Source organism: Paenibacillus sp. FSL H3-0329, assembly GCF_037963285.1.
Classification (GTDB): Bacteria; Bacillota; Bacilli; order Paenibacillales; family Paenibacillaceae; genus Paenibacillus_AQ; species Paenibacillus_AQ odorifer.
The window spans coordinates 2,008,531-2,031,315 of record NZ_CP150150.1; the positions used below are offsets into that span (position 1 = coordinate 2,008,531).

General features: G+C 37.8%; 20 protein-coding genes and 1 pseudogene. 14 read left to right on the forward strand and 7 right to left on the reverse strand.

From position 1 onward, the window contains the following. Nucleotides 1-110: 110 nt before the first annotated feature. Complete coding sequence (locus tag NSQ66_RS08585) at nt 111-551, forward strand: GNAT family N-acetyltransferase (protein WP_076141388.1); 441 nt, start codon at nt 111-113, stop codon at nt 549-551. 61 nt (nt 552-612) lie between these two features. Here the strand turns inward: NSQ66_RS08585 and NSQ66_RS08590 are convergent. Beyond that, nucleotides 613-1,197, reverse strand: a pseudogene (locus NSQ66_RS08590) (SpoVR family protein); the annotation flags it as partial. 120 nt (nt 1,198-1,317) lie between these two features. Here NSQ66_RS08590 and NSQ66_RS08595 point away from each other — a divergent pair. Next, nucleotides 1,318-4,203, forward strand: coding sequence for a TrlF family AAA-like ATPase (locus NSQ66_RS08595; RefSeq protein ID WP_076316695.1), 2,886 nt, complete (start codon nt 1,318-1,320; stop codon nt 4,201-4,203). On the opposite strand, the gene NSQ66_RS08600 is transcribed toward NSQ66_RS08595, so the two are convergent. Both NSQ66_RS08600 and NSQ66_RS08605 read right to left on the reverse strand, forming a co-directional pair. Next, nucleotides 4,200-4,379 carry a hypothetical protein gene (locus NSQ66_RS08600; RefSeq protein ID WP_076316694.1) on the reverse strand — a complete coding sequence of 60 codons (180 nt, stop codon included), beginning with the start codon at nt 4,377-4,379 and terminating at the stop codon, nt 4,200-4,202. The genes NSQ66_RS08595 and NSQ66_RS08600 overlap by 4 nt on opposite strands. A gap of 108 nt (nt 4,380-4,487) precedes the next feature. After that, nucleotides 4,488-5,948, reverse strand: a complete 1,461-nt coding sequence (locus NSQ66_RS08605) for a recombinase family protein (protein ID WP_339279651.1) — start codon at nt 5,946-5,948, stop codon at nt 4,488-4,490. Nucleotides 5,949-6,064: 116 nt separating this feature from the next. Here NSQ66_RS08605 and NSQ66_RS08610 point away from each other — a divergent pair, with 116 nt between their 5' ends. After that, entirely contained in the window at nt 6,065-6,307 is a 243-nt protein-coding gene (locus NSQ66_RS08610) for a hypothetical protein (protein ID WP_076316692.1), read from the forward strand. 203 nt (nt 6,308-6,510) lie between these two features. On the opposite strand, the gene NSQ66_RS08615 is transcribed toward NSQ66_RS08610, so the two are convergent. Next, nucleotides 6,511-6,855: a helix-turn-helix transcriptional regulator gene (locus NSQ66_RS08615; protein ID WP_076316691.1), complete on the reverse strand. Its 345-nt coding sequence runs from the start codon at nt 6,853-6,855 to the stop codon at nt 6,511-6,513. 44 nt (nt 6,856-6,899) lie between these two features. On the opposite strand from NSQ66_RS08615, the gene NSQ66_RS08620 reads away from it, so the two are divergent. From NSQ66_RS08620 to NSQ66_RS08635, 4 genes are all read left to right on the forward strand, one after another. After that, the gene (locus tag NSQ66_RS08620) at nt 6,900-7,058 is read left to right on the forward strand and encodes a hypothetical protein (RefSeq protein ID WP_179088414.1); all 159 of its coding nucleotides are present in this window, start codon (nt 6,900-6,902) and stop codon (nt 7,056-7,058) included. Beyond that, nucleotides 7,055-8,512, forward strand: a complete 1,458-nt coding sequence (locus NSQ66_RS08625; protein WP_076316690.1) for a recombinase family protein — start codon at nt 7,055-7,057, stop codon at nt 8,510-8,512. Before NSQ66_RS08620 ends, NSQ66_RS08625 begins: the two co-directional genes overlap by 4 nt. Continuing rightward, nucleotides 8,509-10,071: a recombinase family protein gene (locus NSQ66_RS08630; RefSeq protein ID WP_076316689.1), complete on the forward strand. Its 1,563-nt coding sequence runs from the start codon at nt 8,509-8,511 to the stop codon at nt 10,069-10,071. Before NSQ66_RS08625 ends, NSQ66_RS08630 begins: the two co-directional genes overlap by 4 nt. A gap of 210 nt (nt 10,072-10,281) precedes the next feature. Beyond that, complete coding sequence (locus NSQ66_RS08635) at nt 10,282-10,566, forward strand: hypothetical protein (RefSeq protein ID WP_076316688.1); 285 nt, start codon at nt 10,282-10,284, stop codon at nt 10,564-10,566. Between the two features lie 267 nt (nt 10,567-10,833). Here the strand turns inward: NSQ66_RS08635 and NSQ66_RS08640 are convergent, their stop codons facing one another. After that, complete coding sequence (locus tag NSQ66_RS08640; protein WP_076316687.1) at nt 10,834-11,403, reverse strand: hypothetical protein; 570 nt, start codon at nt 11,401-11,403, stop codon at nt 10,834-10,836. Nucleotides 11,404-11,526: 123 nt separating this feature from the next. Between NSQ66_RS08640 and NSQ66_RS08645 the strand changes: the two genes are divergently transcribed. Continuing rightward, complete coding sequence (locus NSQ66_RS08645; protein ID WP_179088413.1) at nt 11,527-12,228, forward strand: restriction endonuclease; 702 nt, start codon at nt 11,527-11,529, stop codon at nt 12,226-12,228. A 172-nt stretch (nt 12,229-12,400) separates the two neighbouring features. Further along, nucleotides 12,401-15,235, forward strand: coding sequence for a DUF4116 domain-containing protein (locus NSQ66_RS08650; RefSeq protein WP_076316686.1), 2,835 nt, complete (start codon nt 12,401-12,403; stop codon nt 15,233-15,235). Here the strand turns inward: NSQ66_RS08650 and NSQ66_RS08655 are convergent. Then, nucleotides 15,195-15,707: a hypothetical protein gene (locus NSQ66_RS08655; RefSeq protein ID WP_076316685.1), complete on the reverse strand. Its 513-nt coding sequence runs from the start codon at nt 15,705-15,707 to the stop codon at nt 15,195-15,197. The two genes, NSQ66_RS08650 and NSQ66_RS08655, sit on opposite strands and share 41 nt — an antisense overlap. Next, entirely contained in the window at nt 15,697-15,999 is a 303-nt protein-coding gene (locus tag NSQ66_RS08660; RefSeq protein WP_076316684.1) for a hypothetical protein, read from the reverse strand. Before NSQ66_RS08660 ends, NSQ66_RS08655 begins: the two co-directional genes overlap by 11 nt. A 119-nt stretch (nt 16,000-16,118) precedes the next feature. On the opposite strand from NSQ66_RS08660, the gene NSQ66_RS08665 reads away from it, so the two are divergent. The 5 genes from NSQ66_RS08665 (at nt 16,119) to NSQ66_RS08685 (ending at nt 22,784) form a co-directional block, all read left to right on the forward strand. Next, nucleotides 16,119-16,760 carry a hypothetical protein gene (locus NSQ66_RS08665; protein ID WP_076316683.1) on the forward strand — a complete coding sequence of 214 codons (642 nt, stop codon included), beginning with the start codon at nt 16,119-16,121 and terminating at the stop codon, nt 16,758-16,760. Continuing rightward, nucleotides 16,747-17,547 carry a DUF6884 domain-containing protein gene (locus NSQ66_RS08670; RefSeq protein ID WP_076316682.1) on the forward strand — a complete coding sequence of 267 codons (801 nt, stop codon included), beginning with the start codon at nt 16,747-16,749 and terminating at the stop codon, nt 17,545-17,547. Before NSQ66_RS08665 ends, NSQ66_RS08670 begins: the two co-directional genes overlap by 14 nt. A 5-nt stretch (nt 17,548-17,552) precedes the next feature. Further along, nucleotides 17,553-18,608 carry a hypothetical protein gene (locus NSQ66_RS08675; RefSeq protein WP_339279655.1) on the forward strand — a complete coding sequence of 352 codons (1,056 nt, stop codon included), beginning with the start codon at nt 17,553-17,555 and terminating at the stop codon, nt 18,606-18,608. A 306-nt stretch (nt 18,609-18,914) separates the two neighbouring features. Then, nucleotides 18,915-21,278 carry a DEAD/DEAH box helicase family protein gene (locus tag NSQ66_RS08680; RefSeq protein ID WP_076316680.1) on the forward strand — a complete coding sequence of 788 codons (2,364 nt, stop codon included), beginning with the start codon at nt 18,915-18,917 and terminating at the stop codon, nt 21,276-21,278. Between the two features lie 36 nt (nt 21,279-21,314). Further along, nucleotides 21,315-22,784: a class I SAM-dependent DNA methyltransferase gene (locus tag NSQ66_RS08685; RefSeq protein ID WP_076316679.1), complete on the forward strand. Its 1,470-nt coding sequence runs from the start codon at nt 21,315-21,317 to the stop codon at nt 22,782-22,784. Nucleotide 22,785: the final 1 nt, after the last annotated feature.

Sequence of the window (22,785 nt, forward strand, 5' to 3'; positions counted from 1 at the left end):
TACCTTGGAGGAGTTATACATCGAAATTAATACGTTTGACGAGTATGATCTTCCGTAGTTTAATAGAGTCAATTAATAAGGTAATTCGAAAATAACGGAGAGTGAAGCAGATGATTAGAGAAGCGAGAGCAGATGACTGGCAAGACATAGAGGAATTATTAGAACAGTTGGGATATCCGAATACAGAAATGTTCATGCAAGAAAAAATAGAAAAGCTAATCCTACATCCGGATGAGGAATTATTGGTTTTTGAGGAAGATGATAAAGTGGTAGCTTGTATTTCCATGCATTACATACCCCAATTAGGTCTGGTAGGAGAGACTGCAATTATAAGTTATCTTGTGGTGAGTAATGCCATTAGGAGCAAAGGAATTGGACGTAAGCTTGAGGAGTATTGCGCTGAATTAGCTAGAAAAAGAAACTGTGATAACATTCAGGTACATTGTCATTCCAGAAGAACTGATGCGCATAGATTTTATGCTCGGCAAGGATTTGTTGAGGCTCCAAAATATTTCTCGAAGTCGTTAAAAGAATCTGAATCCTCATTTTAGCCAAAGCAAAAAGCGGCAGACCAGGGTGTTAATACCCGTTTAGGTCTGCCGCTTTTTAATTCTAAATAAACTTCCGCTGCACCTTTTTGCCATCGTATGAAAAACGCGCCTTTTTGTCTTCCACAACCGTCTGTAGATGAACCGTCCGCCCCCATAAAGAGTAGATGTGAGGGAGTGTGCGCTCCAGGTACTTCAGATCCAGCTCGATGCTTTCATAGCGATGAGTTATAAATAATTCACCATTCTTCTCGAAGTCTGCATCCTCAATGACCAAGTAAGGAGACCCCCCATTGACCCGGGCGAGCACCAGTTGATCGCGTACATTTTCCCATGCTTTATCGGTGATTTTCCATTCGGGGCCTTTTTTCTCAAAAACATAAAGATCGAGGTCGTTCACCAATTCCTTAGATAGATAGCTGCGGATAAAAGAGGTATCGGATTCCAGCTCACGTACTTCAAAGATTTTCTCGCGGTCCCAGCGGCGTTCGATGTCTTCAAAGATTTTCAGCCCCAGATAGTAAGGATTCAGGCTTTGCCGTGAGGGCTGCACGACGGATGAATTCAGTTTTGCGTATTCCACTGTTTCCTCTTCGGTCAGATCTAGTTCGCGAACGATGCGCTGATGCCAGTAGGAAGCCCAGCCTTCGTATTGCTAAGGTGCTTACGAGTAATTGTGAAATAAAAGTGATTCATAAGAGAAATAGGAGGATTCTGCCATTAAAAGTCGAATTTAACTGTTAAAATACTGAAAGATAGTGGGGATAGTATGAAAGGATATTTGTTTCCTAAAGGTTCTGAGTGGAGAAAATGGGATTTACATGTACATACTCCTGCTTCTTTTCATTGGAAGGGTCAAAGATTTGCAACAATGACACAGGATGAAAGAAAAGCATCATTTAAAACTATGCTTAACACAATTAACGATTCGGATGTATCTGTATTCGGTATAATGGATTATTGGACATTTGATGGTTATTTAGAATTTATGAAGGAAGTTAATTTGGAAGGATGGGAATTAAAGAAAACAGTATTACCTGGTATGGAACTCAGAATTGAGTCACCTACGAATTACAGGTTGAATATTCATGTTATACTTTCAAATTATTTAACAGAACAACAATTGTATGATTTCAAATCCCATCTAAAGCTAGGGGTTGTGAATAGGCAGATATCAAACGAAGCATTGATATCTCTTTCAGACCATCTAGGTGCTGATAAGAAACGTGCACGTGGCTTTAAAGATCCAGATAATATGGATGAAGCAGATAAATTAAAGTTTGGGTCAATGGTAGCTGAGGTAACAAAGGAGTCTTTTGTATCAGCAATGAGCAGCATACCTCAAAACCAGGGCTATGTTCTTCTTCCTTATGATACAAGTGATGGATTAAGTAAATTAGACTGGAAGACATTTCCTATATCAGATACTTTTTTTTTAGGACTAGCTCATATATTTGAGACAAGAAAACAAGAAACGGTAGACCTTTTTATTGGTAAACAAACGTCTGAAAATGCTGACTTCATTAAAGATTTTCAAGCGGCATTGAATAATGCACATAAACCTGGAATTGCAGGTAGCGATGCCCATAAATATTCGGAATACGGAATATATCCGAGCAATAAAATGACGTGGATAAAAGCTGATCCTAATTTTAATGGATTGAGACAAATTATTCATGAACCAGAAACCCGTGTATGTATATCAGAAAATAAACCAAATCAGAAGATATCGTATTTGGTTATCGATAAGATTAGATTTTCTGATACCCGCCAAACAAAAGAATTTAGCGATCAATGGATTGAACTAAACGATGGACTTAATGTAATAATTGGAGGAAAGTCTTCAGGTAAGTCCTTGCTCCTTCATTATATTGCTAAGACTATTGATCCCAAGCAGGTAAAGGAAAAGTTGGGAAATGAGTTGTACGATTTTGAAAAAAATGAAAGCTTTAATTTTGAAGTTAAATGGGCTGATGGTACTACGAACTTTTTGAAGGACGAGGATGACAGTAGAGCAATGCATCAGATTACATATATACCTCAATTATATATACATCAATTGGCAGATGAAGAGGGACAAGGTAATTTAAGAGATATAATTTTAGATATTTTACTTCAAAATGATTTATTTAAGGGATTTTTCCATAATAAAATGGAGGATATAGCAAGGAGTTTTAAAAATATAGAACAAGAAATAATTTCATTATTCATTAGTAAAGAAGATATTGAAAACAAAACTGAAGAAATTAGTAAAATGGGTGATAAAAATTCAATCATTATGGAAATCCATAAAATTCAAAGTGAAATAAATGAATTGAGGTTTAATTCTGGATTTTCAGAAAAGGAAGAAGAACAATATAAAAATTTGATGAAAATTAGAAATGATAATGCCACGGAAATGTATCATTTAAATTGGGTGCTAGAGTCGTTGACAATTTTCGAAAGGGAAGTAAAACATCATACATCTATTTATTTAATGCAAATTCAACAAGAAATCGATAAATTGAATAAACAAACCACGTTCGAAGAAAAAAATAATTCATTAGTAAAAGTAATTGTTGATGAATTAGAAGCTAAGCTTCATCCTACAATGAGTGAAATATCTAAGCATGTAAAGTATGATGAAATAAACTTATTGATTTCTCAAGCCAATAAACTAAGTGAGATAATTGAATTGGATTTATCTCCATTTTTAGCGAAGTTTAAAAATAGATCTCGGGCAGAAGAACTTCAAAAGAGTCTGGACTATCAAATGGATTTATTAAATTCTATAACCGAAAGTGAGAAACAATTAGTCTTAGAAAAAGAAAAGTATGAAGAACAAATCAGTCGTATAATTGAAGAATATTCATTAATTATAAATAAACGTGAAGAGGTAGTACAAGAACTTAATAAATCAGAATATAATAGTATCTCTGAGGACATGAAATTAACTACAACAAATTTATTTGACACAAAAAAATTCTTTAAACAATTTACTGAAATGTTTAACAGGCAGAAAAAGTTATATAAAGGTTTACCTGGATGTTTTGATGAAAATGATGAAATTATCTTTACAACATTGGGTGAACACGAATTGAAAATCAAGAATATTTTTCTGAATATTTTAACTAATAATGAATTGAAACTTAAAAGTACATATGAATTAAAAGCAGCTGTACTTGCTTTGTTTTCTGATTATTATTATTTTGATTTTAATCTTAGTCAGAAAAATGATTCTTTTATTCATATGTCTCCTGGTAAAAGAGGAATGATTTTATTACAGCTTTTTTTGCATCTTAGCAATTCTACACATCCTATATTAATCGATCAACCAGAAGACAATCTTGATAATCGAACTATCTATACTGAGTTAAATGGATTTATTAAAAGTAAAAAAAATAATCGTCAAATTATAATCGTTACCCATAATGCTAATCTTGTAGTTTTAACGGATGCGGAACAAGTTATTGTTGCAAATCAAGCAGGACAACAGGTTGAAAAAGAAAATGAAAAGTATAGGTTTGAGTATGTTTCTGGAGCTTTAGAATGTGCCTTTATTGATGATAATGCTGTTGGTACGCTCTATAAAAAAGGGATAAAAGAACATGTATGTGAAATACTTGAGGGTGGCCAGGAAGCTTTTGAAAAACGCGAGCGTAAATATGGTTTTTAATTTTCAATATTCCCTTGATTCTTATCAAGGGTTTTTTCTTTGTTTATTTTTGCTAATCTATATAACATATGATCTTTGCAATAATCATGAGTTCCAAATGCACCTAAATCATGAATAATAATTTCATAGTTATTTTTTGGGCCAATTCCTTCCTTACAATAATCACAGAAAGCCATAATATTTACCTCCTTAGTTTGGTTGTAATCACCATTATTATCATATGCTTGAACCTTTAGACAATATATGTTGCACACTATTACCCTCATTGTCTGATTATCCTTCGATTAAACAAATAGCAGTTCAACATCCAACTCCTCCTCCCCCAAAACAGTCACCTTCGATACCAGCGTTCGAAGCAGCACCTTAGCCTCCTCAACAGGCAGCGCTTTTATCGCATCCAGAACCGTCTTAATCTTGCTCTCAAGCATTTCCTTCAGCTCTTCCACCTGTATTTTCGCTCCCTGTTCATTCGAACTTTGATTCTCTTGAATAATCTGTTCCATCCGCTGCTTCTCCTCGTTAAGATCCTGCAATTCAATCAGTCCAGCGGTATAGGCTTCGACCTTCCGCTTATAACGACTTTTAGCTGCTGTGATTTGTTGATCGCCACGGCTGCTGTGGTTGCTACGGGCTTTCTCAACGAGATGAGGAACTAACTCAAGGCTAAGTGAATCAGATAAACCTGCTAACCCCTGCAAAAACCAGGACTCCACTTCATCGGCTTTGTACTGCTTGCTTGTACAGGTTCCTTTGTTCTTATTAGCAGAACAGCGGTAGACGCGGTAACGTCTGTCTCGTGATCCTGACCAACCAATGCTCATTCCTGAGCCGCAGTTTCCACATTTCAGTATGCCGCCGAGAAGATGAGGGCTGGTCTGGGCGCGGGGGGCGATGCTTGGTCTGTTCATTTTGGTCTGCACTTTTTCCCAAGTGTTCTTGTCGATAATAGTAGGTAGGCAATCGTCAATGACAATCCAATCTTTATCGTCATTTATGGTTCTTTTCTTCTTGCTTGAATCCACACGATTCCATACAAAAGTACCTTTATAGACAGGGTTGGTAAGCAACAGTTTAACGGAACGAATCGACCATTCTTTGTTGTGCCTGGAAGGGATACCTTCTTCGTTCAGTTGTCTGGCAATTGCGAAGAATCCCATTCCTTGATTGAGGTATAGTTCATACATTTGACGCACATTCTTTGCCTCTGGTTCATGGATGACAAGGACTTTGTCTTCAAGGCGATATCCGTAGGGACTCTGGGTCAGCCATTTCCCCTGGTTAGCTGCATGGAACATATTGTCCAGGACACGTTCCCGAATACGCTCACGTTCAAATTCTGCGACAGCGCCTAGTACTTGAAGTGTCAAACGACCTGATGGTGTATTCGTATCAAACGATTCACTGATCGAGATAAACGCGACTTGATGCTGTTGGAACATATCAATCAGCGTGAGCAAATCGAGCAGTCGGCGGCTCATCCGATCCAGTTTGGTCACCATAACTTTTGAGATTTCACCATTCTCTATGTATGTCATCAACCGCTTAAGCTGAGGACGATCTGTGCTTTTTGCAGAGTAGCCATCGTCAATGAACAACATTACCTCGTCTGACCAGCCCATGGCCTTGCAATAGGCTTTAAGGCGCTCCTGCTGCTCATCCAAGGAAACACCCTCACGTGCTTGCTCATCGGTGGATACGCGGCAATAAATCGCCACAAAACGGCTTGTGGTGCTCTCTACATTCATTGGCTGATCCTCCTGAAGGGCTGGTCCTTTATTCTATGCGCCAAAAATTAGATTTACGATTATAGGGTTGTCCTCGTCGTTCCTCTACATAGGTTGTATTAAAGGGGGAAGGCACGATGGACCTGAAGATCCGTTTTACTGTCAACACTCCTTCGCAGCAGATCTGTTTTGGCAATCTTAAGGAAATCGAACATTCCGAAACATTTGAGAAGTTAGCGGAACACTTCGCTTCTTGGGAGAAGACGCTAAAAGAAAGAGCAGCTGCACATCTACTTACTGAGACCATTGGCTCAGAACACGCTAGTGGGTATCAAATTAGCTTTGTTCATAAAGAAGAGAGTCTTCCTGAGGTGGGATAGACTCTCCTTTTTTTGCATGGCAATGAGTCTGATAATGCAAGCAAAAAGGGAGCTAACCTATTGCTGGTTAGACTCCCCTTTAGTTCGATCATTATTCACGGCTATAAACGCATATTTATGAGTATGAAGCTAGTTCTCTTCACGATGGTAAATATTTGTTCATGGTTATGAATACTTTTTCTTAAAGAAGCACATATTACCAATTACCGAGGTGAGGAGGTGTAATGAGACAGAAAGGCCTCGGCTCCTTCTTCGACACATCGAAGCAAATATTCAACGGCATCAGGTTTATAGTTTTGCAAATTTACAAGAAGTTCGTATACCCGATCAAGTCGCATCTGAATCTCATCTCCGCTGTCCGCAGGAAACGGGATTAAGTTAAGGTCCTTTTGAAGTTGTTCCAGAACACTAAGAGTTATGTTTTGAGTTTTACCTGTTTCCAGATTGGAAAGATAGCCCGAGGAAACGCCGAGTTCATTCGCATAAGCGTTAAGACTAATGCCTTTCCGATTTCGGATCTGACGAATTTGTTGACCGATTTCCTGCATACGCAGCCTCCTTTAAATTCAAATACTAGAAAGGGATTGAACCTATGAAAAAAAGGTACCAAGAGATTCAGGATGCCCAAATTCATTCCGTGAAATACGTGAATGATCCCGCAGCGGCCAAACAATATCACGATTTGTTTCTTGAGGTCATCCAGCGAATTGTTGAAGAAGAAATGAATAAGCGCAATCAGGAGCTTCAATGAAGACGGCGTTGTATGCAAGACATTCAATAAATGAAAAAATCCAAAAAACCTCAATGAGGTCACAGATTAGTGAAGGAGAACTTGCCGCGTTCAAACAAAAATTATTTATCGATGAAAGATACCTTGATCCCGAAGTTTCGGCGCGCAGCAATAGCAGATTTCAGAGACCTAAGTTACATCGACTATTGTCTGATATCCAGACGGGCATCGTGCAGAATGTGATTGTTAGCAGACGTTGTCGTTTGGCACGCAATTTGAGTGAGCATCTTGAGATTTACGATATTTTTAGAAAGTACAAGATCAGAGTTATCTTCTCGGAGGAAAGCGAACCTCCAATGATTTATTCCGAGGAAGGGGAAATTCTTGAGGCCATCTTCGGAGCGAAGAACGAGCTGGAGGGGGATAAGATTGTTGAAGGGATCAAAGCGGGTAAACGAGCAAAAGCGAAGAAGGGAGGGAACCCAGGAGGCCAAACGCCTTATGGCTACAGCTTAATCAAAGCAGAAGATAAAAGTGGCTCTGGAATAATGAAGAAAGAGGAAAAGCAGATTGCAGTGATCCGAAATATGTTCAATGTATTTCTCGCTCAAGATTTCAAGTCATTCGCTAATTATGTGAAGTACTTAAAATCACAACGAATAATCCCCCAGGAATGGATTGATTCTCGGGTACGTGGGATGTTCGGTAATCAGTATTACAATGGATATCTGAGTTATGGGGATGTGCGTACAGCGGTTCCTCACCTGCGTATTTTTGAAGATGAAGACTGGAAGAAGATTCAGGAGAAGTTCGCAACTTACTCAACTGGACGGACGAATGTCAAACATCATGTCGTATATCTACTTAAAGACAAAATCACCTGTTCAATATGTGGAGATATGATGATAACCCAAAATTATAGTTATAAAGACGTTGAGGGGTTATACGTATGCAAGAAGCACGGTCTTAGGATTAAGAAGAAGGAAGTTGAAGGAGGCTATTTACAAGCAGCCAAGGAGTTTCTCTTAAGTGAGCTACCATTGGAATTAGACAAACGGTTTCCAAAATATGTAGCTGGAAAAACAACAGATTTAGAAAACAGACTATTTCAGTTAAAGTTCGATCTCAGTACCATCGGTTCTTCGTTAATAACAAAAACCAAGCACTATATGCTTGATAAGTCGAATAGCAATAAGGATGAATTAAAAATGATAAAGCATAGATATCATCTCATACAGGAGGATATTAGTTGCATTAAGGGTGAAATTGAAACGTTTAAAGGCATGGTGAAATACGCTTCATCACCTAATTTGAAAGCGGCCGAGTTTGTTCTGGAATCCAGATTATTGGAATTTGAGGGAGACGAGTTAATCCAATTTCTTATATCAATGAGTGCAGGGATTATGGCAAATACCAAAATACTGAGAATTGAATGGAGTCATGGTCAAAGTAAATACACGGAGGTGGATATTTGATTATAACTGACTTTATAAAACCTGGAATGAAGGGTGCATTTTACGGAAGGCATTCGACGGATAAGCAAGAAATGGATTCCCAGGAAAGTGCTTGTGAGGAGTTCGTAAAGCGGTATGAATTAAGTCTCATGGGCAGTTATTTAGATAGTGCGGTATCGGCAAGAAAGAAGGAGTTGAATGAACGGCCAGAGTTAAAAAGATTGCTTGATGATGCACAGAAGAGGGTATTTGATTTTGTTCTGGTATGGGCTGAAGATCGGTTGGCAAGAAATACTAGAGAACACCGTGAAATTCGCAAGAAATTTCTGGAGTATAAAATTCCCGTATATGTGCTTCACAATAATACCCGTTATGACGAAGGTGAGTTATTATCGCAAACTATTCGCGACAGTTTCTCACAGTATCAGGGGGACAAGATTGCTGGAGATACACAACGAGCGATGAGAACATTAAATCGAGAAGGGCAATGGACGGGCGGCACAGCTCCATATGGATATAGGTATCTTAAGGATACGAAGAAATTTGAGACCATTCCTGATGAAATAGAACATGTGGAAAATATATTCTCTCTCTACAAACAGGGGAATTTGGGTTTCAGGGCAATTGCAGGAATGTTGCCCAAAGAGTCAAGAAGAGGGCGGGACTGGAAGTGGAATCATATCAAAGAGATTATAACGAATCCTTTTTATGCGGGAGTATTGACGTTAAATCGTCGCAATTCCATTTCTCATTTAACCGTAAATAAAGAAATAACGGAGTGGCTACAAGGAACCAATACTTCTATTGAACCCGTTGTGACACTTGAGGAGTGGAAAACAACCTGGTTCATTTATAAAAATCGTAGAGATTATTATGATGGTGAAGAATCTTTGAAGAACGCAGGGCTTAAATTTGCTCAATTCTATGTCACAAAGAATGTATTGAATGGACTGCTGTATTGTGCAGATTGCAACGAACGTTTGAAATGTAAAGATATGACCTCCGAGAATAAAGACAGCGGGAAGGTCTACGGTGATATTTTTTATATCTGCAAGGAGTGTAACTATAAGGTAGGGTCGGAAAAATTATTGCCGATTATTAAAGCCATATGGAGAAAAACCCAGCGGTCAGTCGACGTTACGAGGATTTCGGAAGTTGTATATGTTCGATTTCAAAATGAAGTAGCTAGCATACAGCATCGAACGGAAATTTATGAAAAGCAAATTCAAGAATTCTCAAACAACAAAGTGCATTACGAATCATGGATTGAAGAGTATGGAAAGATGAAAAGTGAAGATAGGGATGTCTACGAGGCGTTCAGTTTAGCTAATGCCTATAATGAGAAAAACTTATTGGCTGCTAAGAAAATGTATGCACGCTACACACATAAACTGGATTTTTTAAAACAAGATAAGGAGATGGTTATTCAAGAGACAGAGAAGCTTATGAACATAATAAAAAGTGATCATGAAGGATTACCTGTCCATGACGTGAAACAATTACTGCAATTTGCTCTAGCTTACCTGACTATTGATCAGAACGGGAAAATTGAATACGCGATTAAGTCAGAATTATTGTGAACCGTTCTCTATATTGGAGGCGGTTTTTTGTTGTGTTGAAGGATTAAATTGTAAGATCACGAAAAATAAAATATGAGAAAATAATGAATGTGAAATGAAGAATAATGATGAACGGGAATAGGTTTTCTGTTCAAGTAATGAGTAAAGTGCATGTGAACGATTCGATTATTCTTTTGGCTTATTGAGAAATTAAGAAATGAAACTAATTTTATGAACAGAGTTCAGCAGGTTGTGAAGCTATATGAAGGCAGACATGATTTGTTCGGAGAACTGATAAAAGAATCAAAAGTTTCAATACCGATGATAAAGGAAATACTTTATTGGTCTGATGTCGTCAGGGATTCTCGCAATGCAATTCATTTTGGAGTTGAATCGGCGTTTCCAAATACATACGAGAAAACGGTCGTTCTGCTGATGAGCGCTTCATCCAATTTGAAAACTTTATACAAACTCAAAGGGATAGCAGATATGCTCCATGATAAAGGTAATGTTTAAGCTACGGTGAGTTAAAGGTTGATTGTGGTAAGTTTCTCGGTAAGTGTATCAGGATCAATCAGTCATTTGTAACAATATTAAGGTAAGCGTATAGGGGACCGATCGTAACCCTATACGCTTACCTTAACAGATAAAGACAAAATCATTGCCGTAACAGCGTTTATTACAAAAAAAAGAACAGATACAGTATCCTTTACAAGGAAACTGATCAATTCCTTTCGGCAAGTGTGTATGATGGAATTTATAATTACGGTAAGTGTATAATTGTTAGGGTTCATCTAGTTCTGAGGTTTCTTTATTGTCTTTACTAACCTGATCATTGTACTGGTCCAGAGATTCATGATCCCAAGGCTCAGACTGATTTTCACGTGTTGAGTCTTCTAACGTTAAGGTTTCAAGTGACTTCGTATTTTTCGGAGTTCTTGTTTTTCTCGTTTTGGGCTCTGTTTCGTCGGGGTTGCTTAAAGTATCCGTCTCCAGTTCACTTTTATCTTTCATTTTTCTTGAACTTGGTTTTGCTGCTTTACGTAAAAGTTGTGCATTCTCTTCTTTGAGTTTTTGGATCTGAGCTTTCTGATTTACGTTGATGGATTTGAGTTTCTGAATTTCCTGCTGCAATAATTCGTAGTTATGAGGTAATTGACTGTTTGATTCAGCCTCTTCGATAAATGCGCCTCCATTTTGTGGGGGGAATTGTTGTAGGTATTGCTTCACCTCTTTAAATGTATCCTCGAAATAACTATGTACTCGTTTTCCAATGTCGTAGTACATTTTGGCCTGACCTTCTTCAATTTTACTCAGAAATTGTTTTGATGAAACAGGCTCATTGCTTCCCATTGTTAATCCCCCTCTATTCATTCCTTTGTTTATATTTATGGTGAAGTCTTCTCAGTTATGTTGTCACTTGTACTAAATCCGTTATCTGTAGGGAATAATATTGCCCGTCAGGGAGGTGTTATAATGGCAAGAAGAAGACGCAGCAGATCTTACAGAAGCAAAAAAGGAAGCTCAGAAGTGATCTTGGTATTGATAGCATTTCTGATCTTTGTAGCATTCAGCATAATAAAGGCTATTGTATCGGCCTTTCAAAATATAGAATCGTTTTTCTCAAAGCAAAATTCTCTGGTTCAAACAGCCTTTATTATAGCTTTGGTAGGTTTGTGCTTGTTATCGGTTTGGATTATTCATGAAGTAAAAAATAAAAGAAAGTTGGAACTTATTAGCCTTCAAATGGAACGTGAGCAGGAAGAGAAAAGGCAGATATCACTCTTGAGGAATTTGGATTATCTAAAAAAAATGTGTCCTTTTGAATTTGAAGAGTATATGGCACGTGTATTTCGTTGTGCTGGTTTTGATAGCGAGGTAACTAAGCGTACTGGAGATGGTGGCAAAGACATTATTCTTCGGAGAAATGGGGAAGTACGATTAGTGGAGTGCAAAAGATACACATCTCCTAAGGTAGGCAGACCAGATATTCAAAAATTCCACAGCGCGATAATTGATTTCAATGCAGTTGAAGGATTCTATATAACAACAGGTGAATTCACTAAGCAGGCATTAGAATGTGCAGAAAATAAATCAATTCTGACTGTTAACGGTGAAGAATTAATGAAACTAATCGAGCAATATGTTGGATTTGAAAAGGAGGTTCTTGAACATTGAGTTCAAGACCTCTTTTTGGGGTGAACGAGTGTTCTTCTGAGTATAGAGGATTCAGCACTCAGCACGTAGAAAGATAACTCTTAACCTATAAGTGATAAGCTTCATTGAATATAGTATAAATTATGCTTGAAACAAGTGTGAAATAATACATAACAAGGAAGTGTAAAACAAAATGTCAAATTTGGTTGTCAGAAACAATGAAGAAGATATCCTCTCGGAGATTCGAAAAGATGGTTTTTATATTGAAAGAGTAGAAAAAACGCCAGAAAGGTGTATGCTTGCGGTTCAGCAGACAGGCTATGCCTTACAGGTGATTCCTAAGACTATGCATACTCCTGAATTATGCTTAGAGGCTGTGAAACAGAAAGGTAGGGTGATTAGATGTATCTCAGCAGACCTAATGAATACGGAAATCTGTATGGAAGCCGTTAAAAATGATGGAATGGCGTTACTTCATATACCAAATGAATTTTGTAGTAGTGAATTATATCTAGAAGCGGTAAGACAAAATGGACTAACTCTTCGCCGTATCCCTAAGGAAAAAAGATCAAAAGACCTTTGTGCAGTAGCTATTTCACAAAATGGTAAAGCGCTAGAATATGTGCCAGACACACTTATTTCAAAAGAAATTATCGAGAAGGCTGTTGAGCAGAATGGTTTGGCTTTAGAGTTTGTGCCAGACAGTCATAAAAGCGAAACATTATGTGCTCAAGCAGTTGATAATAATGCATTAGCATTAGAATATGTGCCAGATCATTTTAAATCAAAAGAGCTTTGTGAATTGGCGGTACATAAAAATTGGCGATCTTATTTGTACGTAGAGGAAAGTGTGTTTTCGGTACAAGCGTGTGTATTCTTTTTAGAAAGCCTTAATCGTAAATATTTCGATCACGCAGAAATGTCATCTAGTGATCGTACTTATATCAGAGCAATTGTTAGACGCTTTCCAGAAAAAATTAACAAAGATCCACGGATCATTGAATTGGAACGACAAATAGAGGTACGAACAATAAACCTGAAATTTTACAAGAAAAAAATCAAAAAATTTATAGTAGAAGAACAAATCCACTATAGAGAAAAAAGTGAAACTGTAGAGTTTGAATCTTTTGCACATTTCTATGAATATGTAGGCGGAGATTTAGAAAATGCGAATTTATATGATTGTGATTTTTTAGATGTCAATCTGTCCGACTTTAACATAGAAGGAGCTTTGATTCGCAATGATGTCTTGCTGGCGCAACAGATTTATGATGACTCATTTTATCATGCCGCATTCAGAGAGTATAATGAAGAATTTGGTGTGATGCTATCTGCTAAAAATGAGGTTGTTAAAGCTAGTGCCATTTTGCATGATTCCGATATTGATATTACTCTGAATGATGACAGAAGAAAGATTTACTATGTAAGCGACATACACATTGATCATAAACTTATTAGAAAATTTCCAAAGCGTGCAACAAAGCAGGAAGTAGTATGGTTTATTAGGAAATTAGTACGTCAAATGGTTAATACGGCTACACAGAAATCTTCAGCTGATTACTTGTTGCTAGCAGGGGATGTTTCTTTTAATTATGAAGTCTCAGCTATTTTTTATGAGGAATTGGCGAAGCTATGGAATCCGAGTCATATTGTAGTTGTGCTTGGAAATCATGAATTATGGGATTTTAACCGAAATGGTAAACCAGATGATTATAGCAAGAGTTTAGAAGATATTGTTTATAAATATCGGGAGCTATTCTCTGCGCTAAATATCTGTTTTTTGCATAACGAGTTATTAATACTGAAGGATGGGCAGCAGGTAGTCATTAAAGAAGAAGAATTATTAACATTACCAGCAGAAACACTGAAAGAAACTTGTTTGAAAAGTTCGCTTAACATCTTCGGGGGATTGGGTTTTTCAGGATATAATTCAAGTTTTAATGCAACGAATGGAATCTACAGAAATACGATTACCTCTTTGGCAGAGGATATTGAGCAAACCAAACGTTTTGAAACAATCTATACGATATTAAATAACGCTATAAGTATCAAGCCGATTATTGTTCTAACCCATAACCCAAAAGAAGACTGGAATAGAGAAGACTACAATTCTCAATGGATATATGTAAGTGGTCATACGCATCGAAATGAGTATTGTTGTTCTGGAGATCATACAGTATATGCAGATAATCAAATTGGATATAAGGGTCTAAAGGCTGGACTGAAGTATTTTGCACTATCTGGAAAATGTGATATTTTTCTGTATCATCCAGATGGGATTCATACTATTACACGGGAGCAATATATCGATTTCAACAGGGTTTTAGGGATCAATATGACCTTTAATAGAACAAACGGTAAAATCCACATGCTCAAAAGATCTGGTATTTATTGTTTCATATTTGAAAATAACAAGAATAGAAAATTGAGTTTATTGAACGGAGGTGCAATAAAATCATTAGAATATAGTGGCATAGAGTATTATTTTGAAAGGATGAACTTTTATTCTGATGCTATTAAGTTAATATTCACGGATTATTACAAAGCACTAAATTCAATATCGAATAGCATAAAAGCATTTGGCGGGTCTGGCAATATCCATGGCTGTATTGTTGATATTGATTTCTTTAATCATGTATATTTAGACCTTAAAGACGGAACAGTGAAGCCATATTATGCTGAATCCATAATTGACAAGTATGAATACGAAAATATTAAAGCTTTATTGAAAGCAAAACGGCCCGATTTGCATAGAAATTACGAAAAACTTCTAAAAGCTGGCACTGAAACGGCTTTGCAGTTGAGGGAGAATCTGAATGTTACAAGTATAGAAACATCACAGTATGTGCCAGAGACTTCAATGTATAAACCCTCCAAAATAATGAGGTCTCTGCAATATTTAAAGGATGATAATGTTATACGATATTGGAACGATGAAGTGATAGAATTTTTTGAAAAAGGTAATCACGAGTTAGATAAATATTCAGTCAGCAGACCTTATGTAGCTTTGCCAGAACATAATAATTAGTGTTCCTTATAACAAGATGCTGTCTCAATTGGAATTCTTCGGCATTAGGAAAAATTACCGAACAGAAGATCAGCATCTGGCTTGTTGAGAAAGCAGAATTATACGACAAAAGATAGCCTAGCCCATGTGTAATTACATTGTGGGCTAGGCTATTCTTCATCTGGGTCGATTCCCAAAATACATAATGGGACATCCCAGTATTGGCAAAGTAACAAGCATCGACATACACTTCACGAAGATCCTCGTCAATCCTGTATATAATGATCACATTGCCGATTAGCACCCAGAAGTACCCGTTAAACTCAAAACCAGGGAAATCAGAGACTTCATCAGCTTTGTATTTCGGCTCATCGGCTAATACAGACTTAGAACGTCTGAAGACGTTCATGGAATCTACTTTATATTCCTTCATTCTGGCAAGAGCTACCCATGCGTAGGTGGTCCAGAGAACCTTGAATCGGTCAGATTTCATTCTGGTCCTCTTTCAGTAATTGTGCAAACTCCTCTTCGCTGTCACTGTATGTGGAAATTCCATCATTACGATCCTTTTGAGCTAGCTGCAGTTGGGACAGAACATCTTCATCTTTAAAAATGACTGAAGTCATTCGCTTCTTCTGTTCATCAGTAAATGTAGGCTGCCCATCTTTTCTTTGCAACGTAACGTTAAATCCAAAGTTCTCTTCAATTAGCTGGACCAAGTCTTTAAGGTCTACGTAAGATTTGCCCTGAAAGCTCTGTTCCAATTGTTCCTTGGAAATGGACATCCTGCTCACCTTCCTTTCGCTCATTATATCATAAACCATTAGCAATCTTATTGTGTTAAGATTACATTTATTAACACTTGAATATCATTATTTTTTAGATCTTAAGGGGGCTAATCTGTATGAGCCAACACTGTTGTGGCTTACATGAGATCGTCAATAAAATGACTCGGCATCATTTTCCCTTCGAGGACAACTTGATCCCCAGAAATGGGGTCTATTTGCTTTTTGAAACGGGGGAATACGGGCATGACACAGATCGGATCGTTCGAGTTGGTACCCACACAGGCCCTAATCAACTTAGGTCGCGTTTGAAGCAGCATTTTGTTCAGGAGAATAAGGATAGAAGTATATTTCGCAAGAACATAGGTAGGTGCCTGTTGAACCGAGACAAAGATCCATACGCAAGTGTATGGGAACTCGATTTTACAACTCGGGAAGCTAAGCTTAATAATGGTCATTTAATAGATCTAGCATATCAGTCAAATATCGAGAGCAGGGTCAGTGAATATATTCAGAAGCATTTCTCATTTTGTGTGCTGGCTATTGAAGATAAAACAGAGCGCTTATCCTTGGAATCCAGGCTCATATCTACGCTATCATTATGTGATGATTGCACTCCTTCTGTTCAATGGCTTGGGATGTCGTCACCCCATGAAAAAATAAGAAGAAGTGGACTTTGGCAAGTGAACGAGTTGTATAAAGAACCTTTGAATAACCAAGATTTTTACAGAATTGAGGTGCTCGCTAGTGAATCGAGATAAATCACTTTGTATTATTCCCTGCGGTGCCGCGAAGATTTGGGATAAACAGCCTTCAATTGGACCTGTAGAAGCGCAGAACGTTTATACTGGTGTTTTTGCGGTGGCCTGTCAAAGGTATGCTAAAACCTTCTTCGATCATTGGGTAATTCTGTCTGCAAAATATGGTTTTCTATATCCTGAGGATATCATTCCAGAGGACTATAACGTGTCCTTCATTAAGCCTTCCAGTGAGACCATTCTTATCGCTCAATTGAAAGAGCAGGCTGAAAGCAAGGGATTATTCAAATATCAGGAGATTACGGTGCTGGGCGGCAAGCATTATGCGGATCGAGCTAAGACTGTATTTAATCAAGGACAGGAATTGTTTTTTCCTCTAAGTGATTGTACGGGGATTGGCTATATGCTGCAAAAGTTGACCCGAGCATTGGAAGGACAAGGGGCGATATCTGGAGATTCTCTGGAGTCACCGTCTGAAGTTATTATACAGCGCACATTGAAAAAACATAGAGATCAGCCGAAGAATCTTACGGAGTATATCGTTGGGAAATACGTTTCACTTTATCGATATTTACTGAGTGCTGAAGGAAAGCAAGTGATTATGACTATAGGCCAAATCGAAGCGATACTAGGTTTCGCACTGCCTGCATCTGCGAGTAAATATCGTCCGTGGTGGGCTAATGCATTGACGAATACACAATCTAAGTCATGGCTGCACGCTGGTTGGGAAGTGGATTCAGTCACACTTGGAGAAAAGACTGCATTCAGAAAAATTGGTGATGAGGTGTAGCTCTGTTGAAAATAGAAATCGGAGAATCCTTGATGCTCTCATGGCTGAGACATGCAAAGAATTGTCAGCTTGTTCAGTTGAACTGGAAGCCATCGGTGAAGTCGTGGGAAATTCATAACGAAGCTGTCGTCGAGAGTATGATGAAAGATTCAGACCTATATTTTAAACAGAAATACAGCCTTGATTTGTTTAAGCAGAACAGTTCATTCTCCCAACTACTCCAACAGGCTGAGATTGATGCTTTGGGTATGGAAGTTGGAGGGCTAAATGGTGTTGAGAGTATATACGGTATAGATGTAGCTTTTCATGAGAATGGCTTGAATTACGGCTCCAAGGAAGAAACAATTTCCAGAGTACTGAAGAAAATGATTCGTACTGCTATGGCGATTCATGGGTATTTCAATTTGAATGCTGGAATTATTATTTTTGCTGCTCCGAAAATATATGGTGCAATACGTGAACCGTTGCAACTCTACATAGCCGAACTTCAAGAGCTGTTCCATGCAAACGGTCTAGATTTTCGTTTTGAGCTTCTGTGCAATGAAGACTTCAAGGAGAAAATCTTCAATGTGGTTACAGCCTTATCCAATTCTGTTTCTGATACTTCGGAGCTGTTTATGCGAAGTATACAACTGTATTATCTTTTTGCGGAGGATAAGCAGAGTATAGGGCAATCGATAAGCACAGTTAAGATTGAGAAAATGCCAGCCGATTTTAAAGGATCTGAGGAAATAAAGATTGGTGCTTTTGTTAAATCCAGTTTTGAACGCTTGATTGCGAATGATGTATTAACTGCGCAAGAGATTGAGCGGTTGCAGCGGTTAGACTATACCAAAAGAACCTTCAACATCACGTACCCCATATTGAAGAAGGTCGACCCAACCTTTTCCTTGACCGAACAGCGGAATATAAACGGACGTCCAAGATTCTACGCTGATCCGTATTCGATCTATGGCTATGATTATCTATTATGTAATCATTGGGTGGAGAACCTCAGCAGAAGTTATTTCGATGCCTGGCTAAGACGTATAGATGAAACAAATGTAGGGGACTCAACTTGAGTCCTCATTTTTATATCCCCATGTATTTATACATGTTAATATAGGGTTAGGAATATTTACCCATGCATTATCTTGCATTTTAAGATTAATTCTCCAAAGGTGAGAGATGACGAATAGCAAGGAATCATTGTCAAATAAAAGTTTTTTTAGTCGGGATGTGGATCAAGTCCATAGAACTAAATTCAAACTGGATTATAGTAGTGATCAGCGTGAACCAATTCTGATAGTTAGCTTGTATACATAACCACGTTTGATAAGAACTCATAATATTCATCCAGATAAAATCAGATGGAAAGGACTAAGCAGATGACAAAGAAAAATTTATCTGAGGAAGATATCAAAGCCAGATATATCACACCAGCAATCACTAATGCAGGATGGGATATAAAAAAACAAATTCGTCTGGAATATGCTTTTACGGCTGGCAGAATCATACTTCGTGGTAATGTCACAACCAGAGGCAAGAGGAAAAGAGCGGATTATGTTCTGTTCTATAAAAACAATTTTCCTCTAGCTGTCATTGAAGCAAAGGATAACAATCATTCAGTTGGTGCAGGTTTGCAGCAAGCCATTGCCTATGCAAAAGCACTCGACATCTATTATGTATATGCTTCCAATGGGGATGGATTTATTGAGCAAAATTTAATCACGGGTGAAGTAAGTGAACTAAGCCTTGGAGAATTCCCCTCGCCAGAGGACTTATATAGACGATACTTAAATGATAAGAATGTAACCGATGCAGAAGAAAAGGTGCTTCTCGAACCTTATTATTATGTGCCTAATTACAAGATCCCTAGATATTATCAGCGTATAGCTATTAATCGAACTGTGGATGCAGTAGCAAAGGGACAAGATCGAGTATTATTGGTATGTGCCACTGGAACGGGTAAAACCTTTATGGCATTTCAAATCATATACAGACTTTGGAAGGCTGGCTTAAAGAAGAAAATATTATTTTTAGCGGACAGAAATGTATTGGTAGACCAAACGATATCAGGTGATTTCAAGCCATTTGGCGGTAAAATGACAAAGGTTGAGAACAGAACCCTAGACAGTTCCTATGAGATTTATCTTGCTCTGTATCAGCAGCTTTCAGGTGATGACGGAGAAGAAGCCTATCTGCAATTTCAACCGAACTTCTTCGATCTGATTGTTATAGACGAGTGTCATAGAGGCAGCGCAAAAGAGGATTCTGCATGGAGAAAAATCTTGGATTACTTTTCATCAGCCACCCATGTCGGATGTACTGCTACACCTATTGAAACGAAGGAAACCTCAAGCCAAGCTTACTTTGGTGAGCCTATTTATGAGTATTCTTTAAAGCAAGGGATTAATGATGGCTATTTAGCCCCATATAAAGTGATAAGAATTGGCCTTGATAAGGACCTTGAAGGGTATCGACCAGAGATTGGGAAAGTCGATAAATATGGCTTTGAAATTGAGGATAGAGAATATAATGTCAAGGATTACGACAGAACCTTGGTTATTGATGACAGGACGAGGGTGATTGCAGCCAAGATTACTGAGTTTTTAAAGAAGACAGACAGATTTAGCAAAACGATTGTTTTCTGTGTGGATATTGAACACGCGGAGCGAATGCGACAAGCTCTGATTAATGCAAACAAGGATTTGTATGCTGCAAATAATAAATATATCATGCGTATAACAGGGGATAATGATGAAGGAAAAGCACAACTGGAATATTTCATCGACGAAGAAAGTACATACCCTGTTATTGCAGTTACTAGCAAGTTAATGACTACTGGTGTGGATGCGAAAATGTGTAAATTGATTGTGCTCGACAACAATTTTGGTGATAATGGAATGACTGAGTTTAAACAAATTATCGGAAGAGGAACAAGGCTTCTCGAAGAATACGGAAAGACATATTTCACGATCATGGATTTTCGTAATGCCAGTAGATTATTTGCTGACCCCGCATTTGATGGAAAGCCAGAAGTCGTCTTAGAGATAAATGGCAATGAGCCAGTAATCGAGCCAATAATTGAAGAGGATTTTTATGAAACAGAGAGTCACAGTCATGCAAGTGGCATCATTGAAACAAGAGGGGATTATAATACGGATGCTTTTAATGATAATGACAAACCTAAAAAGTATTATATAGGTGATATTGTCGTAAAAGTCCTTTCAGAAAGGGTTCAATACCTGGATAAGGATGGTAAGCTTATTACCGAAAGTCTTATAGATTATACTAAGAAAAATATCCTGCAACAGTACGCAAGGCTAGATGATTTTCTTAAAACATGGACAGAAGCTCAAAAAAAACAAGCCATCATTGACGAATTAAAAGATGAAGGCGTATTGTTGGATGCGGTAAGAGAAGAATTAGGTAAAACTGAACTGGATGATTTCGATTTAATCTGTCATTTAGCCTATGATAAACCTCCGCTCACCAAAGCTGAAAGAGCAAACAACGTAAAAAAACGTCATTATCTTTATAAGTATTCTGAATTAGCACAGCAAGTATTAGAAACATTGCTTGATAAGTATGCCGATGAAGGTATCAAGGAAATTGAAGAAACCAAAGTACTCCAACTTAAGGAATTTTCCAAGTTTGGCAGCCCGATGAAAATAGTTAAAGCCTTTGGTGGAAAAGAGGCTTATCAAAAGGCAGTTCAGGAATTAGAGAACGAGATTTATTACGCATAACACCATAAACTAACACGACGAGGCAGGTAAACAAGAATGGCAGTAACTAATTTTGTTAAAAGAATTCAAGACGTTATGAGAAATGATGCAGGGATTAATGGCGATGCTCAACGGATCGAACAAATCGTCTGGATTCTATTCCTAAAAATTTATGATGCAAAAGAAGAAGCATGGGAACTGTACGATGATAATTACAAATCAATCATTCCCGAGGGCTTAAAGTGGAGAGATTGGGCTGTAGATGAGAAAGATGGTCAAGCACTTACTGGCGATTCCTTGTTAACCTTTGTTAACAACACGCTTTTCCCGACCCTTAAAAATCTTGAAATTGATGATGAAACGCCAATGAATCAGGTCATTGTGAAATATGCATTTGAAGATGCCAACAATTATCAAAAGGATGGCGTGTTACTGCGGCAAGTTATAAATATCATTGGTGAAATTGATTTTACAGAATATGAAGAACGTCATGCATTTGGTACAATTTATGAATCTTTCCTGAAAGACCTACAGAGTGCAGGTAACGCAGGGGAGTTCTATACACCAAGAGCGGTAACCGATTTTATGGTAGAAGTGATTAAGCCGATTCTAGGTGAAAAAATTGGGGACTTTGCTTGTGGTACAGGTGGTTTCTTAGTTTCTGCTCTAAATTCCCTGGAGAAGCAGGTGGGCAACTCCCTTGAAAACAGAGAGGTCTACAGTAACTCTGTTTATGGAGTGGAGAAGAAGGCGCTTCCGCACATTCTATGTATTACCAACATGCTGCTGCATGATATTGACAACCCAAACATCATTCATGGCAATACGTTAGAAACGGATTACAAGGAATACAGAAAGATGGAGAAGTTTGATGTAGTCCTTATGAATCCGCCATATGGTGGCAATGAAAAGGAAAGCGTTAAAGTCAATTTTCCATCAGACCTTAGAAGCTCTGAGACTGCTGATTTGTTTATGAATATCATCATGTACAGACTCAAGAAAAACGGAAGATGTGCCATCATCCTTCCAGATGGATTCCTGTTTGGTACGGATAATGCCAAAGTTAATATCAAAAAGAAATTATTCGGGGAGTTCAATCTTCACACGGTTATGAGATTACCACGTAGCGTATTTGCACCATATACCACAATTACAACAAACATTTTATTCTTTGATAACACGCACCCAACAGAGGAAACTTGGTTTTATCGCCTGGATATTCCAGAAGGTTATAAAAACTTCTCGAAGACAAAACCAATGAAGCTGGAACATTTTGAACCAGCCTTAAATTGGTGGGAAAATCGAGAAGAAGTCCAAGTTGACGGCTTTCCAAAAACTAAGAAATATACAGTTAATGAGATCGCAGCTTTGAACTATAACATTGACTTATGCGGTTTTGCCCAAAAGGAAGAAGTGATTTTAGAGCCAATGGATTTGATACATCATTATCAAGAAAAGAGAGCTTCTTTAAATGCTGAAATTGATCATGTACTAGAGCAGATTACTTCTTTGATTGGAGGTAATTAAG

What these genes read in the sequence shown, in the direction of transcription:
- NSQ66_RS08605 (WP_339279651.1), bottom strand. Translation starts at nt 5,948, where the DNA reads ATGAATGTAGAGAGCACCACAAGCCGTTTTGTGGCGATTTATTGCCGC.
- NSQ66_RS08625 (WP_076316690.1), top strand. Translation starts at nt 7,055, where the DNA reads ATGAAGACGGCGTTGTATGCAAGACATTCAATAAATGAAAAAATCCAA.
- NSQ66_RS08655 (WP_076316685.1), bottom strand. Translation starts at nt 15,707, where the DNA reads ATGAAATCTGACCGATTCAAGGTTCTCTGGACCACCTACGCATGGGTA.
- NSQ66_RS08635 (WP_076316688.1), top strand. Translation starts at nt 10,282, where the DNA reads ATGAACAGAGTTCAGCAGGTTGTGAAGCTATATGAAGGCAGACATGAT.
- NSQ66_RS08660 (WP_076316684.1), bottom strand. Translation starts at nt 15,999, where the DNA reads ATGTCCATTTCCAAGGAACAATTGGAACAGAGCTTTCAGGGCAAATCT.
- NSQ66_RS08610 (WP_076316692.1), top strand. Translation starts at nt 6,065, where the DNA reads ATGGACCTGAAGATCCGTTTTACTGTCAACACTCCTTCGCAGCAGATC.
- NSQ66_RS08680 (WP_076316680.1), top strand. Translation starts at nt 18,915, where the DNA reads ATGACAAAGAAAAATTTATCTGAGGAAGATATCAAAGCCAGATATATC.
- NSQ66_RS08650 (WP_076316686.1), top strand. Translation starts at nt 12,401, where the DNA reads ATGTCAAATTTGGTTGTCAGAAACAATGAAGAAGATATCCTCTCGGAG.
- NSQ66_RS08645 (WP_179088413.1), top strand. Translation starts at nt 11,527, where the DNA reads ATGGCAAGAAGAAGACGCAGCAGATCTTACAGAAGCAAAAAAGGAAGC.
- NSQ66_RS08640 (WP_076316687.1), bottom strand. Translation starts at nt 11,403, where the DNA reads ATGGGAAGCAATGAGCCTGTTTCATCAAAACAATTTCTGAGTAAAATT.
- NSQ66_RS08600 (WP_076316694.1), bottom strand. Translation starts at nt 4,379, where the DNA reads ATGGCTTTCTGTGATTATTGTAAGGAAGGAATTGGCCCAAAAAATAAC.
- NSQ66_RS08665 (WP_076316683.1), top strand. Translation starts at nt 16,119, where the DNA reads ATGAGCCAACACTGTTGTGGCTTACATGAGATCGTCAATAAAATGACT.
- NSQ66_RS08615 (WP_076316691.1), bottom strand. Translation starts at nt 6,855, where the DNA reads ATGCAGGAAATCGGTCAACAAATTCGTCAGATCCGAAATCGGAAAGGC.
- NSQ66_RS08620 (WP_179088414.1), top strand. Translation starts at nt 6,900, where the DNA reads ATGAAAAAAAGGTACCAAGAGATTCAGGATGCCCAAATTCATTCCGTG.
- NSQ66_RS08685 (WP_076316679.1), top strand. Translation starts at nt 21,315, where the DNA reads ATGGCAGTAACTAATTTTGTTAAAAGAATTCAAGACGTTATGAGAAAT.
- NSQ66_RS08595 (WP_076316695.1), top strand. Translation starts at nt 1,318, where the DNA reads ATGAAAGGATATTTGTTTCCTAAAGGTTCTGAGTGGAGAAAATGGGAT.
- NSQ66_RS08585 (WP_076141388.1), top strand. Translation starts at nt 111, where the DNA reads ATGATTAGAGAAGCGAGAGCAGATGACTGGCAAGACATAGAGGAATTA.